The sequence below is a fragment of the Streptomyces sp. Sge12 genome (assembly GCF_002080455.1).
In the GTDB taxonomy this organism is placed as follows: domain Bacteria; phylum Actinomycetota; class Actinomycetes; order Streptomycetales; family Streptomycetaceae; genus Streptomyces.
In genome coordinates, this window is sequence record NZ_CP020555.1 from 667,766 (window position 1) to 685,165 (window position 17,400).

At 73.3% G+C, this 17,400-nt stretch carries 12 protein-coding genes; 7 read left to right on the forward strand and 5 right to left on the reverse strand.

The window, feature by feature from the left end:
* Positions 1 to 10: 10 nt before the first annotated feature.
* Both B6R96_RS03165 and B6R96_RS03170 read right to left on the reverse strand, forming a co-directional pair.
* Positions 11 to 3,412, reverse strand: a complete 3,402-nt coding sequence (locus B6R96_RS03165; protein WP_237291297.1) for an aminotransferase class I/II-fold pyridoxal phosphate-dependent enzyme — start codon at positions 3,410 to 3,412, stop codon at positions 11 to 13.
* Between the two features lie 29 nt (positions 3,413 to 3,441).
* Positions 3,442 to 4,383, reverse strand: a complete 942-nt coding sequence (locus B6R96_RS03170) for an NAD-dependent epimerase/dehydratase family protein (protein WP_081521475.1) — start codon at positions 4,381 to 4,383, stop codon at positions 3,442 to 3,444.
* A 91-nt stretch (positions 4,384 to 4,474) separates the two neighbouring features.
* Between B6R96_RS03170 and B6R96_RS03175 the strand changes: the two genes are divergently transcribed.
* From B6R96_RS03175 to B6R96_RS03195, 5 genes are all read left to right on the forward strand, one after another.
* Positions 4,475 to 5,422: a cyclase family protein gene (locus B6R96_RS03175; protein WP_081521476.1), complete on the forward strand. Its 948-nt coding sequence runs from the start codon at positions 4,475 to 4,477 to the stop codon at positions 5,420 to 5,422.
* A gap of 116 nt (positions 5,423 to 5,538) precedes the next feature.
* On the forward strand, positions 5,539 to 8,289 hold the full coding sequence (locus B6R96_RS03180) for a SpoIIE family protein phosphatase (protein ID WP_081521477.1): 2,751 nt from the start codon (positions 5,539 to 5,541) through the stop codon (positions 8,287 to 8,289).
* Between the two features lie 124 nt (positions 8,290 to 8,413).
* On the forward strand, positions 8,414 to 9,988 hold the full coding sequence (locus B6R96_RS03185; protein WP_081521478.1) for a sugar ABC transporter ATP-binding protein: 1,575 nt from the start codon (positions 8,414 to 8,416) through the stop codon (positions 9,986 to 9,988).
* The gene (locus tag B6R96_RS03190) at positions 9,985 to 11,031 is read left to right on the forward strand and encodes an ABC transporter permease (RefSeq protein WP_081521479.1); all 1,047 of its coding nucleotides are present in this window, start codon (positions 9,985 to 9,987) and stop codon (positions 11,029 to 11,031) included. The genes B6R96_RS03185 and B6R96_RS03190 overlap by 4 nt, the downstream gene beginning before the upstream one ends.
* Before the next feature lie 33 nt (positions 11,032 to 11,064).
* Positions 11,065 to 12,225: a substrate-binding domain-containing protein gene (locus B6R96_RS03195; RefSeq protein ID WP_081521480.1), complete on the forward strand. Its 1,161-nt coding sequence runs from the start codon at positions 11,065 to 11,067 to the stop codon at positions 12,223 to 12,225.
* Between the two features lie 60 nt (positions 12,226 to 12,285).
* Here the strand turns inward: B6R96_RS03195 and B6R96_RS03200 are convergent, their stop codons facing one another.
* Entirely contained in the window at positions 12,286 to 13,137 is an 852-nt protein-coding gene (locus B6R96_RS03200) for an NPP1 family protein (RefSeq protein ID WP_443070010.1), read from the reverse strand.
* Positions 13,138 to 13,590: 453 nt separating this feature from the next.
* A complete protein-coding gene (locus B6R96_RS03205; RefSeq protein WP_053704937.1) occupies positions 13,591 to 14,457 on the reverse strand; it encodes an SDR family oxidoreductase in 867 nt (288 codons plus the stop codon).
* Positions 14,458 to 14,545: 88 nt separating this feature from the next.
* On the opposite strand from B6R96_RS03205, the gene B6R96_RS03210 reads away from it, so the two are divergent.
* Positions 14,546 to 15,028: a MarR family winged helix-turn-helix transcriptional regulator gene (locus tag B6R96_RS03210; RefSeq protein WP_053174972.1), complete on the forward strand. Its 483-nt coding sequence runs from the start codon at positions 14,546 to 14,548 to the stop codon at positions 15,026 to 15,028.
* A 37-nt stretch (positions 15,029 to 15,065) separates the two neighbouring features.
* Here the strand turns inward: B6R96_RS03210 and B6R96_RS03215 are convergent, their stop codons facing one another.
* A complete protein-coding gene (locus B6R96_RS03215; protein ID WP_081521481.1) occupies positions 15,066 to 15,698 on the reverse strand; it encodes a TetR/AcrR family transcriptional regulator in 633 nt (210 codons plus the stop codon).
* Positions 15,699 to 15,762: 64 nt separating this feature from the next.
* Between B6R96_RS03215 and B6R96_RS03220 the strand changes: the two genes are divergently transcribed.
* Entirely contained in the window at positions 15,763 to 17,379 is a 1,617-nt protein-coding gene (locus B6R96_RS03220) for an FAD-binding oxidoreductase (RefSeq protein ID WP_081521482.1), read from the forward strand.
* Positions 17,380 to 17,400: the final 21 nt, after the last annotated feature.

Sequence of the window (17,400 nt, forward strand, 5' to 3'; positions counted from 1 at the left end):
CGTGGACCTCTTAGCGCCCGGCGGCGGCCACCTCCTCGGCCAGGATCGACACGGCCCGTCGGATGTCGTCCTCGTGGTGCTCGCTGGTGACGAAGAAGCGCAGCCTCGTCAGATCCTCCGCCACGGCGGGGTGGAAGATGGGGTCGGCGATCACGCCCCGGGCGAAGAGTTCGTCCGCGACGCGCAGGGTCTTCGACGAGTCGCCCAGGATGCACGGAATGATCGGGGTGTCGGCGCTGGCGCCCGTCGCGAGACCGGCCTCGGCGGCGAGGCCGAGGAAGAGCTCGGAGTTGTGCCTGAGCGCGCGCACCCGCTGCGGCTCCGCGGTGATCAGCTCGGTGGCGGCCAGTGCCGCGGCCGCGTTGGCCGGGGTCAGACCGACGCTGTAGACGAAACCGGGCAGCGTGTGGCGCAGCCAGCGCACCATCCGTGCCGAGCCCCCGAGGTAACCGCCGCAGCTGGCGAAGGCCTTGGACAGGGTTCCCATCCACAGGTCCACGTCGGACCGGTCGACGCCGAAGAACTCGCCGACGCCCCGGCCCCGTTCGCCCACGGTGCCGATGCTGTGCGCCTCGTCGACCAGCAGCAGGGCGCCGTAGCGCTTCTTCAGCTCGATCACGGCGGGCAGCTCGGTGAGGTCCCCGTCCATGCTGTAGGCGCCCTCGACGGCGATCAGTACCCGGCGGAACCGGGACCTGTTGATCCGCAGCATGTGCTCCAGCTGCCCCATGTCGTTGTGGGCGAAGGGGCGTCGGGCCGCGCCGGACAGGGCGCAGCCCTGGAGGATGCTGTCGTGGGCCAGGGAGTCGTGCAGGACCAGGTCTCCCGGGCCGACGAGGTGTCCGATCGCGGTGACGTTGGTGGCATGGCCGCTCACCAGGGTCAGGCAGTCGCCCACGCCGAGGAACTGTGCCAGCGCCCGTTCCAGTGCGACGGTCAGGTCCCGTTCGCCGGAGAGCACGCGGCTGGCCGAGACCGAGGTGCCGTACCGGTCCACCGCGCGGTGGACGGCTTCGTTGACCGCCGGATGCCCGGAGAGCCCCAAGTAGTTGTAGCTGCCGAAGGACAGGCAGGCGCGGCCGCCGATGACGGTCGTGTCGCGGATGGTGCCCTCGTGGACCCGGAAGTACGGGTTCTGCGCGCCGCTGTCGGTGATCCAGCCGAGGCGCTGCTCCAGCTCGCCCACTTCCGGGAAGGCGTCGACGGCGACCGTCCGGGGGTCCCAGTCGGTGGTCGGCGGGCGGACGGCCGGTTCGGCGGGGGCCGCCGCCGTCCGCGGGTGGTCCGGATCGAGGGCTTCGATCAGCCGGCCGAGGGTGAGTTCGCGGGAGAACAGTTCCTCGGCCCGTGCGCCCGGTATCCGCTTGCCTATGTTGACCTCGAGCTCCTGGAGCATCAGGGAGTCGAAGCCGAGATCGTCCACCAGGAGCATCTGCTCGCGCAGCTCGGAGAGCGGGAAGACACCGGTCCGGGAGACCTCTTCGAGCACGACGGAGGCTACGGACACGGCGGCCACGGACACGGCTGCTGCGGCGGAAGCGGCGGGCGCGGGCGCGCCGCCCTGCCGCGGCACGGCGGGTGCGACACGGGCGACACGGGCGACACGGGCGACACGGGCGACACGTGCGTCGGGTGCGGCGCCGGCCGGGTGGTCGCTCACGTCGCGCGCCGAGTCGTCCACGACCCAGTGGCGGCGTGGGGCCAGCGGACTCGGCGGCAGGGTGCACGGGGGCGTCCGTACCGTCGTGGGCCGGGGCGCCGGCCCGGTGGCGGGGTGTTCCGCGAGCCCTTCGGCACGGCCCGCCTCGGTCAGCCGGGCGATGGCGTCGGGCGTGTCCCGCGCCACCACACGGAGGTGTTCCGTGAGGGGCGCGCGGCGGGCGAGCGTGTCGGCCACCGTGGCCAGCGGGGGCCGGTCCGCGGCGAGCGTCTGCGCCAGCTCCCGGGCGTAGCGGGCCAGCCCGTTGCGGTCGCGCGCGCTGAGGACGAGTACGTGCGGCCCGTCCTCGGGTACCAGGGGGGCCGCGGGGGCGGTGGTGCACTGCTCCACCACCAGGTGGACACCGGTGCCGCCGAAGCCGAAGGCGCTCACGCCCGCGCGGCGGGGCCCGGCGCCCTCCGGCCAGGGGGTCGGAGCCGTCGGGACGGTCAGCCGGGCGGCGTCGAGTGCGGCGCGATCGGCCGGGCCGCCCTCGCTCTCCGGCTGCGGGGGTATCACGCCCCGTTGCACGGCCAGGACCGATTTGATGAGTCCGGCGATCCCCGCGGAGTTCAGCGAGTGGCCGACCACCGCCTTCACGGCGCCGAGGTGGGCGGGTTCCGCCGCGTGACCGCGCAGTTCGCGCAGGACCGCGAGCTCGACGGGGTCGCCGACCGTGGTCCCGGTGCCGTGCGCCTCCAGGTAGCCCACCGAGTCCGGGGCCAGTCCCGCGTCGCGGTAGGCCCGGCGCAGCGTGCGGAGCTGGCCGGCCGCCTGGGGGTGCATCCCGCCCTGCACGGTCCCGTCGTTGGCCGTTCCCACGCCCCGGATGACCGCGTAGACCCGGTCGCCGGCCGCCAGGGCGTCGGCCAGGGGCCGCAGCACCAGGACCCCGGCGCCCTCGCCGAGGACGAACCCGTCGGCCTGCGCCCCGAAGGGCAGGCAGCGGCCGCTGCGCGAGATGGCGCCGATCCGGCACAGTCCCACCAGCAGGTCGGGGGTGAGGACGAGTTGGGCGCCGCCCGCGAGGGCGATGCGGGAGCGGCCCGCACGCAGCGCGTGCACGGCGTTGGCCACGGCCATGAGTCCGCCCGAGCAGGCCGAGTCCAGGGCGTAGCTCTCGCCGTGCAGGTCGAAGACGGAACTGATCGTGTTCGGCCCCATGTTGAGCAGGAGCCCGGCCACCGAGGTGCCGTTGAGCCCGTCGATCGCCCGGACCGTCTCCAGGAGGCGGGGGTGGGCGGCCCGCGCCCCGAACTCGCCCCCGGCCAGCTGGCGCATGCGGACCTGCATGGTGCTGAGTTCGCGGTAGCCGCCCTCGGTGAGCGCCGTGATCACCGAGGTCTCCTCGCGGTCGAAGCCGTCGGCCTCCCACCCCGCGTCCTGGATCGCTTCACGGGCGAGGTCGATCAGCAGCCGGGCCTGCGGGTCCATCGCCCGGGCCCGGCGGGGCGGGATGCCGTAGTGGGCGGCGTCGAAGTGACCCACGTCCGGCAGCAGCGCCATGGTGTCCGTGTAGGCCGCGGAGGTGTCCCGGAAGTCGTCGCTGAGGAAGGACGCGGCGCGCCACCGGGAGTCCGGAATCCTCGAGAACTGCGGTTGCGGGGCCGTCAGGAGCCGCCAGTACTGGTTCACATCGCGCGCCCCCGGGAACCGGCACGCCATGCCCACGATGGCGATGTCCGCGCGCCGCGTTCCCCTCGGGTCCTCCATGTGGTCCATCCCCGTCCTGTCACCCATGGTCATGCGTCGATCGCCAGTCGGTCGCGCCACCAGTCCACGGTCGCCTCGACCTGTTCGTCGACCGGGGTGGGCCGCGCCGCGAAGGCGGTCTCGTAGGCGCTCGAATCGACGACGAACGGGCGGTCGAACTGGTAGCGGACTTCCTTCAGTTCGCGGAGCAGCGGGGAGAAGAGGGCGGCCGCGCCGACCACGGCCGACGGGAGCCGGCGCACGGCGACCGGCCCCGTTCCCGCCTGCGCGGCCAGCCGGTCGACCATCTCCCTGACCGAAAGCGCTTCCTGCGTCGGGACGTGCCAGGCCCGCCCCCAGGCCCGCTCGTCGCCCGCGGCCTCGGTCAACGTCCGGGCCACATCGGGGAGGTACGTCCAGCTGTGCGGGGCGTCCGGGTCCCCCAGTGTGGTGACCGGCTTGCCGCGCAGCAGCGGCGGCAGGACCCGGCCGGCCAGATGTCCGCCGTCGGTGACGCCGGGTCCGAAGAAGTCCGAGGCGCGCACCTCGACGGCTCTGATGCGGCCCTGCTCGTGCAGGATCCGGGCCTGTTCCCAGACCTCGGCGCGCACCCGCCCCTTGACGCCGGTCGCGGCGAGCGGCAGCTCCTCGGTCAGGGGGCCGTCCACCGGGCCGTAGGCGTAGAGGTTCCCGAGCATGACCAGGGCCGCTCCGGTCGCCTCGGCCGCGGCGCACAGCGACGCGGCCAGCGGCGGCCAGTCGCTCGCCCATCGGTGGTAGGGCGGTGCGGCGCAGCTGTACAGGGCGGTCGCGCCCCGCACGACCTCCGTCAGCCGCGCCGCATCCGTCGCGTCCAGCGCGATATGTTCGATTCCGGTTTCCGGGCTTCGGCCCGATCTGGTGACGACCCGTACGCTCTGGCCCTGTTCGGCGAGGAGCCGGGCAGTGGCGGCGCCCGCAGGTCCAAAACCTATGACGACTTGAAAGCTCACGCACGCACACTAGCGCGAGCGACCGACACCCCCGGCCCGGGTGATCGCCTACCGGCCAGCGCGGATACGCGATCGGCCGGACACTGTCCCCATGGGCAACCAACCCACCGGCGCTCCCGACAACGGGCCCGCCGTCTCCCGCCAGGAGTTCGACGCGCTGTTCGAGTCGGTCCGTACGTGGGACCGGTGGGCCGCGGCCGACCGCGGCGCCTGGAACCGGGTGACGGCGGAGCACGTGCGCCGGGCCACCGCCACGGTCCGCTCGGGGACGACCGTACCGATGGGGCGCCCCTGGGACACCCGCCCGGGCCCGGACAACGCCAGGCCCGCGCTCCACTTCATGTCCGACCTCGGCGACGTACAGGCTCCGGAACCTTCGGTGCACAAGGACTTCCTCGGCGCGGACTACCACGGCAAGGCGGTGACCCATCTCGACGCGCTGTCACACATCGCCTACGAGGGGCGACTGTACGACGGCCGCCCGGCGCGCGAGGCCGTCGGTGCGGCGGGGGCCCGCTTCGGCGCCGTGTCGGCGCTCGGCCCCCTGGTCACCCGGGGCGTGCTGATCGACCTGCCCGCCGTCCTCGGGATCGAATGGCTCGAACCGGGCCGTGCGGTGCACGCGCTGGACCTCCTCGCCGCCGAGGAGGCACTCGGTGTGACGGTCGGCGACGGAGACGCGGTGCTGCTGCGCTCCGGCGCCTTCCGCCGGCGCCGGGTACGGGGCCCCTGGAACCCCGACGCGGCCAGTGCGGGCTGGCACGTGGACGCCCTGCCGCTGCTGGCCGGGCGCGCCGTCGCACTGCTCGGCGGCGACGGGGACAGCGACGTACGGCCCTCTCCGGTCGAGGGGCTGCACTCCCCCGTCCACACGCTCGCCGTGGCGGCGATGGGGGTGCCGCTGCTGGACAACCTCGACCTCGAACCGCTGTCCGCGGCCTGCGCCGAAGCGGGCCGGTACGCGTTCCTGCTCGTCGTGACTCCGCTGAACGTCCCCGGCGGTACGGGCTCGCCCGTCAATCCCGTCGCGGTCCTGTGACGGCCCGGCCCGTTGATCGGTTCATCCCACCTCTACTCACCTGCTCATCGCCGAAATGTGAGGAATATACTCAAATCTGGCGACCGAGGGTGCTCCGGTGAGGGGAAGTGATGCACATGGGGGTCGTCGGAGACCGCATCGGCCCCGTGCGTTCCCGTGACCGATTCCTGCAGGGCGAGTCCGTCGAGGGGAGCGTGAGAAGTCCGATCCTGAGCTCCTGGCAGCGCAGCCGGCTGCTGGGGCTGTCGCCCGACCAGTCCGAGCTCCCCTTCAAGGGGGACTTCGACCCGGACGCCGCGCTGCTGCGCGCCGCGGTGCCCGTGCTCGACCGGCTCGAGGTCATCTTCGCCGGCAGCCGGACCAACATCTCCCTCGCCGACGGCCACGGCATGGTGCTCGCGCGCCGCTTCGGCGAGAAGTCCATGGTCAAACAGCTCCCCCCGATCCAGATCCTGCCCGGGTTCGTCTTCGCCGAGCAGTTCGCCGGGACGAACGGAATCGGTCTCACCCTCGCGGAGCGCCGCCTGTGCCAGGTGTACGGCGCCGAGCACTTCGCCGAGCGGTCCCAGTCGAGCGCCTGCACCGCGATCCCGCTGCGCGACCAGCTCAGCGGGCACATCGAGGGAGTCCTGTGCCTCGGGTATCCGTACACCGAGGCCGACCCGGCGCTGATCCCCGTGGTGCGCAAGGCCGCCGAGGCCATCGAACGGCGGCTGATGGAGCAGAGTTCGGCGCGCGAGCGCGGTCTGCTCCAGGCCTATCTGGACGCCGCGAGCCTGGCCCGGACCGGCGAGCACGGCGTCGACGGGCACCCGGTCGGCATGGCCGAGTTCCTCCGGAGCGAGCTGGAGCAGAGCGATCAGACGACCCTCAAGGAGAAGGCCACCGAGCTGATGTCCGCGGACCGCCGGGCCGTCGCCGAGGTGCCCCTGTCCCGCGGCCGGTGGGTCACCCTCGTCAGCCACCCCGTGACCAGCGCCTCCGGGGTGGAGGGCGTCGTGGTCGAGGCACTGCTCCCCGAGGATTCGGAACGGCACGCCCCCGCCCCCACGCCCCACCCGTCGCCCGCGTCGCCCGCCCCGCCGCCCGGGATCCGTACCGGCCTCGCTCCCGCGCCGGCCGGCGATGCGGGCGCCCGCGGCGGGGTCAGGGGGCTGGTGCTGGTGGGCGAGCCCGAGGTGGGCAAGTACGCGGTCGCCGCGCGGCGCCGCCTGGAGCTGCTGGCCGAGGCCAGCAACCGGATCGGCACCACCCTCGACGTGAGCCGCACCGCCCGGGAGCTCGCCGAGACGGCGGTCCCCAGGCTGGCCGATTTCGTCACCATCGACCTGCCCGAGGCCGTGCTGCGGGGCGAGGAGTCCCCCCGCCCCACCACCGAGATGCACCGGACGGTGGTCCACGGCATCCGCGAGGACTGCCCCTTCTATCCGGTGGGTGCACAGATCAGCCTGCGGCCCACCACGCCCCACATGCGCTGCATCGCCACCGGGCAGCCGGTGCTGGAACCCGATCTCAGGGCCGCCTTCGGCTGGCTCGCCCAGGACCCCGCGCACGCCGAAAGACTGCTCGCGCACAACATCCACTCCCTCATCACCGTCCCCCTGCTCGCCCGGGGCGCCATCCTGGGCGTGGCGAGCTTCTACCGTTCGACGGACCCGGCCCCCTACGGCGACGACGACCGCTCGCTGGCCCAGGAGCTCGCCGCCCGTGCCTCCCTCTGCATCGACAACGCCCGCCGCTACACCCGCGAACACACCCTCGCCCTGTCCCTCCAGCACAGCCTGCTCCCCCGCGACCTCCCCGAGCAGAGCGCCGTCGAAGTGGCCCACCGCTACCTGCCCGCCGAGTCGGGAGTCGGCGGTGACTGGTTCGACGTCATCCAGCTGTCCGGCACCCGGGTCGCCCTCCTCGTAGGCGACGTCGTCGGCCACGGGCTGCACGCCGCCGCGACCATGGGCCGGCTGCGCACCGCCGCCCGCAACTTCGCCGAGCTGGAACTGGCCCCCGACGAGCTCCTCACCCATCTGGACAACCTGATGGTGCGCCTCGACCGGGAGGAGGGCGGCGACGGCCCCGACTCCGCAAGCACCGGCATCGTCGGCGCCACCTGCCTCTACGCCATCTACGACCCCACCTCCCAGCAGTGCACGATGGCCCGCGCCGGCCACCCTCCGCCCGCGCTCGTCCGGCCCGACGGCAGCGTGTCCCTGCTGGAACTGCCCGCCGGTCCCCCGCTCGGTCTGGGCGGCCTGCCCTTCGAGTCGGTCGAGATCCGGCTGCCCGAGCACAGCCAGCTCGTCCTCTACACCGACGGGCTGATCGAGGACCGCCACCGCGACGTCGACGTGGCCCTCGACGCCCTGAACCGGGCCCTGGCCCACCCGGACCGCGCGCCCGAGGACACCTGCCGGGCGGTCCTGGACGCCGTGGCGCCCGAGCACCCCGCCGACGACATCGCGCTCCTCGTCGCCCGCACCAATGCCCTGCCCGCGGACCGGATCGCCACCTGGGACGTGGCCGCCGATCCGGCCCTCGTCTCCGAGATCCGCGCCGCCTCCGTCAGACAGTTGGAGCGGTGGGGGCTGGAGGAGTCCGCCTTCGCGACGGAGCTGCTGCTCAGCGAGCTGGTCACGAACGCCGTCCGGTACGGCAGCGCGCCCATCCGGGTCCGTCTCATCCACGACCGCAACCTGATCTGCGAGGTGCACGACGCCAGCAGCAGCGCCCCCCGCATGCGGCAGTCGGCCACCACCGACGAGGGCGGGCGCGGCCTGTTCCTCGTCGCGCAGCTGGCCCAGGCCTGGGGCACCCGCTACACGACCGACGGCAAGGTCATCTGGGCCGAGTGCACCCTGGCGGCGGCATGACCCCCCGGCCGCTGCGCCATTGGGGTCACAGGGTGCGGCGACATGCCGGGGACGGACCGTCAGGTCCCCGTAGAGTGCCCCGTACCGTCGGGAAGAACTCGGAGGCCGACCCCCGGAGAAGTCTGTGCATGACGCTCCCGACACCTGGGCGGGCCCACCCCCGCGCTCCGGTGCCGCGCCCCTCGTCCGGATGCGCGGCCTGAGCAAGCGGTTCGGCGGCACGCTCGCGCTGGCCTCGGTCGACCTCGACATCCACCGCGGCAGTGTCCTCGCCCTGCTCGGCCCCAACGGAGCGGGAAAGTCCACCCTCATCAAGGTGCTCGCCGGGGTCCACCACGCCGACGAGGGCCACGTCACGGTGGACGGGCATCCGCTCGGCAGCCACGCCGCGGCCCGCAGCATGTCCTTCATCCACCAGGACCTCGGCCTGGTCCCGTGGATGACGGTGGCCGAGAACATCGCCCTGGGCACGGGCTATCCCCGCCACCGCGGACTGATCTCCTGGCGGCGGACCCGGCAGCGCTGCGACGAGGCCCTGCGGATCGTCGCCGGCCACCTGGACCCCGACGCCCGGATCCGCGACCTCGGCCCCGCCGAACGCTCGCTCGTCGCCATCGCCCGCGCCCTCGCCACCCGGGCCGGGCTCATCGTCCTCGACGAGCCGACCGCCACCCTCCCCGCCGCCGACTGCGCACGGCTCTTCGACGTCCTGCACGCCCTGCGCGACCGCGGGCACGGCATCCTCTACGTCAGCCACCGCCTCGACGAGGTGTACGAGGTCGCCGACACCTTCGCCGTCCTGCGCGACGGCCGGCTGGTCGACCGGGGTCCCCTGGCCGGCCACAGCCCGGACCGTCTGGTGCGGGCGATCGTGGGCCACGTACCGGCCGGCTCCGCTCAGGCCGGCCGGGTACCCGCCGCACCGCCCGCACCGCCCGCCGCGGCCGCGCCCCGGCTGCGCCTCGACGGGGTGCGGACCGCGTCCACCGGGCGGGTCGGGCTGGAGCTGCGGGCCGGGGAGATCCTCGGCATGGTGGGCCTGACCGGCGCCGGTCACATGGAGCTGGGCCGCGCCCTGGCCGGCGCCCGGCCGATCCTGGAGGGCCGGGTGCTGCTGGACGGGCGGCCCTACCGGCCGCGTTCGGTGCACGCCGCGCTCGACGCCGGTGTCGGCTTCGTGGCGGCCAACCGTCAGGAGGAGGGCTGCGCCGCCGACCTGACCGTGCGGGAGAACTTCCTGGCGAACCCGCGGGCGTCCGGCGCCCCGGCCGCGCACTGGATCAGCCCCCGTCGCGAGCGCGCCGAGGCCCTCGCCCTCATCGACCGGTTCTCGGTGCATCCCCGCAGGAGCGAGGTGCCGATCGCCACCCTGTCCGGCGGGAACCAGCAGAAGGTGATGGTCGGCCGATGGCTCCGGGGGCACCTGCGCCTGCTCGTCCTCGAGGAGCCGACGGCCGGGGTGGACGTCGGCGCCAAGGCCACCATCCACCGGCTGCTCGACGACGCACTCGACTCCGGCCTCGGCGTCCTGCTCATCTCCACCGATTTCGAAGAGGTCGCGGCCGTGTGCCATCGCGCGCTGGTGTTCGTCCGCGGGAGCGTGAGCGCCGAGCTGAGCGGTGCGTCCCTCACCGTCACCGAACTCACCCGCACCGCCTCGGCGATGCCCGCGATCACCGGGACCGCGACCGACCGATGACCACCTCACCCCCGCCCTCACCCTCGCCCCCGTCCCCTTCCCCGTCCCCTTCCCCGTCCTCGCGGCGATCCCTGCTGGACCACCTGCGTGGCCACCACCTGGGCACCTACGGCCTGGTGATCCTCGCCGCCCTGCTGTTCCTGGTCTTCTCCCTCGTCCTGCCGGACACCTTCCCCACCCGGGACAACGTCTCCTCGATCCTCTCCAACCAGTCCATCCCCGCCATCCTCGCGCTCGGCGCGACGATCCCCATCGCCACCGGAAAGTTCGACCTGTCGATGGGCTACGGCCTCGGCCTGGCCCACGTGATGGTGCTCCAGCTGATCGTCAACGCGGGCTGGCCCTGGCCGCTCGCCTGTCTGACCGTCATCGTCGGCGGGGCACTGGTCGGCGTCCTCAACGGCGTCATCGTCGAGTACGTGCGGATCGACTCCTTCATCGCCACCCTCGGCACCGGCAGCATGATGTACGCCACCACCGGCTGGATCACCGACGGCTCCCGGATCGTCCCCGGCCCGGACGGCCTGCCCGCCGCCTTCACCGGCCTCTACGACTCCCGGTTCCTCGGCCTGCCCCTGCCCGCCTACTACGTCATCGCCCTCGCGGCCGCGCTCTGGGTGGTCCTGGAGCGGCTGCCCCTCGGCCGGTACATGTACGTCATCGGCTCCAGCCGGCGCACCGCCGACATCATCGGCATCCCCAGCCACCGGTACTCCGTCTACGCCTTCGCCGGATCGGGCCTGGTCACCGGCCTCGCCGGGGTCCTCCTCGCCGCCCAGCAGCAGACCGGGAACCCGAGCGTCGGGCTGGACTACCTGCTGCCCGCCTTCGTCGGCGCCCTCCTGGGGTCCACCACGATCAAACCCGGCCGCGTCAACGCCCTCGGCACCGTCGTGGCCGTCGCCGTCCTCGCCGTCGGCCTCGCCGGCATCGGCCAGCTCGGCGCCGACTTCTGGGCCACACCGCTGTTCAACGGCGCCACCCTGCTCATCGCCGTCGGCCTGGCCGGCTACTCCGCCCGCCGCCGACTGCGCACCTCCTAGAAAAGTCCGTACGCGCACCGCGTCAGGAGCACCGTGTACCCGAAGGACCCGCACCGCAGAACCGGCCGCCGGAGCACCCGCACGACCGCCGCCCTGCTGACCGCGAGCGCCGCCCTCGTCGCCGGCTGCGGGGGCGGCGGCCCCTCCACCGGCGCCGCGCCGCCCACGGCGGGCTGCCCCACCGTCCTGGCGAGCGCCGGGGCGGCCGTGGCGCAGGCCGAGAAGGCCGACACCTCCTGGCACGGCCCGACCACCGGCCCCGCGGCGGTGCCCGGCAAGTCGATCGTCTACGTCGCGCAGACCATGACCAACCCCGGCGTCGCGGGCGTCGCGAAGGGCGTCGAGGAGGCCGCGAAGGCCATCGGCTGGCAGGTCCGGGTGATCGACGGGGAAGGCACGCCCGCCGGGATCCAGGCGGCGCTCAGCCAGGCCATCACCCTGGCGCCCTCGGGCATCGTCATCGGCGGCTTCGACCCCCAGCTGACCTCGCAGCAGATGGCACGGGCCGAGGCGGCGCGGATCCCGGTCATCGGCTGGCACGCGGTGGGCTCCCCCGGCCCGAGCGAGCGCCCCAGGCTGTTCACCAACGTCACCACGAAGGTGGAGGACGTGGCGAAGATCAGCGCGGATTGGATCATCGCCCGGTCCGAGGGCGGTGCCGGTGTCGTCCTGTTCACCGACGACTCGATCCCCTTCGCCCGGAACAAGTCACAGCTGATCCGCAAGCAGCTCGCCACCTGTCCCGGCGTACGCCTGCTCTCGTACGAGAACATCCCCATCCCGGACGCCGCGAGCCGCACCGCGCAGGCCGTCTCCTCGCTGCTCTCACGCTTCCAGGACGAGTGGACGTACTCGGTCGCCATCAACGACCTCTACTTCGCCGACGCGGCTCCGGCCCTGCGGGCGGCCGGGAAACCGGGGGCCGGGCCGCCCTTCAACATCGGTGCGGGTGACGGGGACCCCTCCGCCTTCCAGCGGATCAACAGCGAGCAGTTCCAGGCCGCCACCGTCCCCGAGCCGCTCAACCAGCAGGGCTGGCAGATCGTCGACGAGTTCAACCGCGCCTTCGCCGAGCAGCCCGCCAGCGGCTACGTGGCGCCCGTGCACATCGCCACCGCGCAGAACAGCGACGGCGCCACGTCCTGGGACCCGTCCGGATACCGCGAGGGGTACCTCAGGATCTGGGCCGGCTGACGGCACGGCAGTACGGGCACCGGTCCCGCGCGGTGCGGGGCCGGTGCCCGGCGGCCCGTCCTACTGGTTGGGGTCGAAGGCGATGCCCGCCGGCTTGGCCTCCGCCAGGTGGGAGGCGAAGGAGCCGTCCTTCAGGCCGAAGTGCGCGCTGCCGAAGTCGGCCTGGGTGAGCTTGTCCCGCAGGGTCGCCGGATAGCCCGACCAGCCGACGAGCGTGGGGAACTGCCAGGTGCCGCGGTGGTTCTCGGGCGGCTCGTCGTTGGTGTTGGCCGCCCGGAAGCAGTGCGTGCCGATGCCGTCCTTGTGGTAGACGATCTTGGGGTGGTTGCCGTCCCAGCGGATCTGGTCCCGGGAGTGGATGTTGAAGTCCCCGTGGGCCGAGGTCGCGACGTACTTGGCCTCGTTGCCCTGGATCCAGACGACCACGTGCTCCCAGTCGTGGCGGTGGCCGCCGAGCTCGATGCCGGGCAGGGCCTGGTCCTTCTCGAAGTACAGCGCGTAGATGACGGCGCACCAGCCGTTGTTGCACTTCCAGCGGGAGTAGCCGTTGGTGTTGGCGAGGTCCGAGGCGTCCCGGCAGCTGCCGTTGAGGGCTCCGGTGGGCTTGAGGCCGCTGTTCAGCACTCCGGTCGGGCCTATGGCGGGTGTCGGGTAGCAGCCGTCGGTGTCGTAGTCGTAGGCCGGCTGGTAGGTCAGCTCGATCGTCTCGGCCTTGCCCGGGAGCGCCGGGGGCGGCGCCGCGAAGGCCACCTGGGGGACGGCGACGACCACCGTGAGGGCGGCGCCGAGAACCACTAATGATCTCCGTATGTGACGTTTCGTCCGCAAAACGGGCCTCCTGGCCGACCGGGTGCGAGGGGTGGCGGACGCATCGCGACGGGGCACCGTCGACCGACACGCCGGGAGCATCATTCGCGAACCGGTGTGGCGCGGCAAGGGGCTGGGCGGACTCCGTTCCCTGCATGCCGATTGGGCCGGAAAGGCCGTGTACGCAAGGGAAGTTGGCGCAATGTCAGGGATGGGCGGGGCGATGGCGCGGACGGAGGGACGGGCGGATGGACGAACACCGCCGCCGGCCGGGGTACGACCGGGGGCGGCGGCGGTGTGTCACACGGTCATCGTCAGAGGACGTTCATCAGGATGATGGCCATGAGGTCGAGGAGGATGACGGCGACGACGGCGCCGATCATGATCCAGGCCTTGCGCGATTCGTCCATGCGTACGAGTCACCTCCCGGCTCGGGCGGTACGGGCCCGCCGCGCGCGGCCCCGGAGGGGACCGCACGGGCGACTCGTCCGCCTTCGGCCATGATGACCCGGTTCCGCGCGCGGCACAGGTCGGCGCGCCGCCCCTGCCGGGCCGTCTCTAGGCCACCCAGGTCGAGGTCATGCCGATGACCGCCGAGCCGTCCTGGTCGACCAGCTTGTTCCCGGTGAAGTCGCGGGCCCAGTCGGAGGTCTGGATGCGGAACGCGGGGTGCTCCACGGTCAGAGCCTCCATGACCGACTCGGCGGCGCCCTCGGGCGTCTGCGCGCCGTTCAGGAACTGGCCGACGGTGCGCTCGACGTAGTGGCGCAGCGCGTCGGAGTAGGGGCCGGCCGCGGCGATGCGGGCTTCGAGGTCGAGGTCGATGTTGTTCACGAACTCGGTCGCCACGGCGCCCGGCTCGATGACGGTGACGCTCACCCCGACGGCGCCCGCGACGGGTGCCAGGCTCTCCATGTACCCCTCGACGGCGAACTTGGCGGCGCAGTAGGCCTCGTTGAAGGGCTGGCCGACGACGCCGCCGACGCTGGTGACCGTGATCAGGCGGCCGCCGGTGGCCCGCAGGTGCGGCAGGGCCGCCTTGGAGACGTTCAGCACGCCGAAGAAGTTGACCTCCATGACCTCACGGACGTCGGCGACGGTTTCCAGCTCCAGAGTGCCCACGTGCCCGGCGCCGGCGTTGTTCACGACGGCATCGAGCCGGCCGTAGTCGGCGATCACGCCCTCCACGGCGGCGGCGACGGAGGCCTCGTCGACGACGTCGAGCTGTCGGATGTCGAGCTCCACGCCCGCCTCGACGGCGGCCTTGCGCAGGGCGTCGGCTCGGCCGGTGTCACGCAGGGTGGCGACCGTCCGCCAGCCGGCGCGAGCGGCGGCGATCGCGGCGGCCAGGCCGATGCCGGAGGAGGTGCCGGTGATCAGGACGGTGCGGGTGGAGCTGCCGGGAGCGGTGGGGAGGGTGGACATGGCGGGGCCTTTCATGAGGGGTGATTTATGTGCGTGCACACACACCATAAAATTATGTGCGTGCGCACGCAAGCTCTAGACTGCCGACATGCCGAAGAAGCTCACCGAAGCCGAGATGCCGACGGCCGACTACGCCTTCTACGGGCTGGTGTGGGCCGGGACCGTCATGACCGACCGCGTCGACCGGGCCCTGGTCAAGGCGCACGACCTGCCCGTGTCCTGGTTCGAGGTCATGCTGTGGCTGGCCTCCAGCCCGGAGCCGGTGCCCGCTTCCGTCCTCGGCAACAGCACCCTGCTCAGCCGCAGCCAGGTCTCCCGCGTGGTGGACGCCCTGCAGACCCGGGGCCTGGTCACCCGTACGCCCTCGGCGCGCGACGCGCGGTCGGTGGAGGTGGCCCTCACGGAGGCGGGACGTACGGTGTTCGCCGAGGCCGACGCGACCCGGCGGGAGGCCCTGGCCCCGGTCTTCACCGAGCTCCTCGACGAGCAGGACCTGGAGGCGCTGGGCACCGTATGGCGCAAGCTCAAGGCCGCGAAGGCCGAACAGGCCGAACAGGAGCGCACCCGGTAGACCTCACCGACCCCGCCGGCCCGCCGCGGGCCCCCGTTCAGCCGGGCCGGCCGTCGGGGGCGATGGTGGCGGCGGCCGCGAAGAGGCGGGCGCAGCGGCGGGTCATGGCCTCCGGCGTCTGCTCCGGGTGCTTGACCCACCAGCGGACGAGGGTGGCGACGAGGTCCCGCCAGACGTACTTGAGCGCGTCGGCGTCCAGCGGGTCCGTGGAGCCGGCCGCGCGCAGCAGTTCCGCGGTACCGCCCGCGGCCAGACCGTCGATGGCCGCCCAGTACTCCGAGGCCCGGCGGGCCGCCTCACCACCGGGCGGCAAGCTGGTGTCGTAGAGCACGAACCACGCCTCCCGCCGGCCCTCCAGGGCGGTGAAGATGCCGTGGAGCACGCGCAGCGGGGTGTGCGGCGCGGCCCCGCCCTCGGCCATCGCCTCGCGGACGGCCTCCAGCAGCCGGTCCCCGACGGGCACCAGGCAGGCGACGTACAGGTCCTCCTTGCTGCCGAGGTACTGGTGCAGCAGCGTCTTGGTGACGCCCACCCGTGCGGCGATCGCGGGGAGCGAGGCGGCGGCGTAGCCATGGGTGCCGAACTCCTCCGTGGCCGCCTCCAGCATCTGCCGGCGGCGGTGCTCCCGCGGGACTCCCTTGGTGCCGGCTTTCGAGGAAGGGGTTGCCATGAGCCGATATTATCAGTAGGTAATTTACCGCTAGGTAAATTACCTCGACCCCTGGAGCGCCGCCATGGCCGGCACCACCCCGCAGTCCACGTCCCGCACCCGCTCCTGGTGGGGCTGGGGCTGGACGGACGCCCATCCCGACGACGCGGAATGCACCGCGATGGGCGCCCTGCTCCCCGGCACCCTCGGCCGCCCGCTCCCCGTGCCCCGCGTGAGCGACCTGGAGATCGCCGGCCCGGCCGCCGAACCCCCGCAGAGCCTCGCCCACCTGGTCAGCACCGATCGCGGGGACCGCGCCGCCCACTCCATGGGCAAGGCCTACCGCGACGTGGCGCGCGCCCTGCGCGGCCGCCCCGGCCGGATCCCCGACCTCGTGGCCCGGCCCACGGACGACCGGGACGTGGCCGACCTGCTGGACTGGGCCGGGGAACGACAGGTCGCCGTCGTCCCCTACGGCGGGGGATCCTCGGTCACCGGGGGCGTCGAGTACCGCGGCGACGCCCACCGGGCCGTGATGTCCCTCGACCTGACCACGATGGGCCGCGTGCTGGAGGTCGACACCGAGGGCCGGGCGGCCCGCATCCAGGCCGGCACCCTCGGGCCGAGCCTGGAGGACCAGCTGCGCCCGCACGGCCTCACCCTGCGGCACTTCCCGCAGAGCTTCGAGTTCTCCACCCTCGGCGGCTGGCTCGCCACCCGGGCCGGCGGCCACTACGCCACCGGCCGGACCCACATCGACGACTTCGTACAGTCGCTGCGCGTCGTCACCCCGGCCGGCACCAGCAGTTCGTGGCGGCTGCCCGCCTCCGGGGCCGGGCCCTCCCCCGACCGCCTGTTCCTCGGCTCCGAGGGAGCCCTCGGCGTCATCACCGAAGCCTGGGTCCGCCTCCAGGAACGCCCCCGCCACAAGGCCTCCGCCGCGGTCTCCTTCACGGACTTCCAGGACGCGCTCCGGGCGGTGCGCGCCCTCGCACAGTCCGACCTCTCCCCCGCCAACTGCCGGCTGCTGGACTCCGGTGAGGCCGCACTGTCGGGTGCGGCGCACGACGGCAGCTCCGTACTGGTGCTGGGATTCGAGTCGGCGGACGAACCGGTGGGCGCCCGCCTCGAACGGGCCGTCGCGCTGGCCCGCTCGCACGGCGCCCGGTACGACGCGGCGGACGGGGCCGACGGCGACCGGGAGGGGGCCCCCGGCGGCGACGCAGCCGTCGGAGCGTGGCGCTCGGCCTTCCTGCGGATGCCCTACCTCCGTGACGGTCTGGTCAGGATGGGGGCGGTGGCGGAGACCTTCGAAACGGCGGCCACCTGGGACCGGATCCCCGCACTGATCGACGAGGTACGCAGGGAGGTCGGCGCGGCGGCGGTCAAGGCCACCGGACACCCCGCGACCGTCAACTGCCGTCTGACACACGTGTATCCGGACGGCGCTGCGCCCTACTTCACCGTCCTCGCGGCCGGCCGGGCCGGTGACGAGGTGGCCGTCTGGGACGAACTGAAAGCCGTCGCGAGCGAGGTCCTGCACCGCCACCGGGCCACCATCACCCACCACCACGCCGTCGGCCGGGACCACCGCCCGGACTACGACCGCCAGCGCCCCGAGCCCTTCGCCCTCGCCCTGCGGGCCGCGAAGGGGGCGCTCGATCCGCGGGGCATCCTCAACCCCGGGGTGCTGGTGGGCTGATCGGGGCCGGGCCGCCCCCCG

Excerpts from the sequence above, each read along its gene's own strand:
- B6R96_RS03220 (WP_081521482.1), top strand. The coding sequence starts at position 15,763 with ATGGCCGGCACCACCCCGCAGTCCACGTCCCGCACCCGCTCCTGGTGG.
- B6R96_RS03190 (WP_081521479.1), top strand. The coding sequence starts at position 9,985 with ATGACCACCTCACCCCCGCCCTCACCCTCGCCCCCGTCCCCTTCCCCG.
- B6R96_RS03210 (WP_053174972.1), top strand. The coding sequence starts at position 14,546 with ATGCCGAAGAAGCTCACCGAAGCCGAGATGCCGACGGCCGACTACGCC.
- B6R96_RS03175 (WP_081521476.1), top strand. The coding sequence starts at position 4,475 with ATGGGCAACCAACCCACCGGCGCTCCCGACAACGGGCCCGCCGTCTCC.
- B6R96_RS03165 (WP_237291297.1), bottom strand. The coding sequence starts at position 3,412 with ATGGAGGACCCGAGGGGAACGCGGCGCGCGGACATCGCCATCGTGGGC.
- B6R96_RS03215 (WP_081521481.1), bottom strand. The coding sequence starts at position 15,698 with ATGGCAACCCCTTCCTCGAAAGCCGGCACCAAGGGAGTCCCGCGGGAG.
- B6R96_RS03200 (WP_443070010.1), bottom strand. The coding sequence starts at position 13,137 with ATGATGCTCCCGGCGTGTCGGTCGACGGTGCCCCGTCGCGATGCGTCC.
- B6R96_RS03205 (WP_053704937.1), bottom strand. The coding sequence starts at position 14,457 with ATGTCCACCCTCCCCACCGCTCCCGGCAGCTCCACCCGCACCGTCCTG.
- B6R96_RS03180 (WP_081521477.1), top strand. The coding sequence starts at position 5,539 with ATGGGGGTCGTCGGAGACCGCATCGGCCCCGTGCGTTCCCGTGACCGA.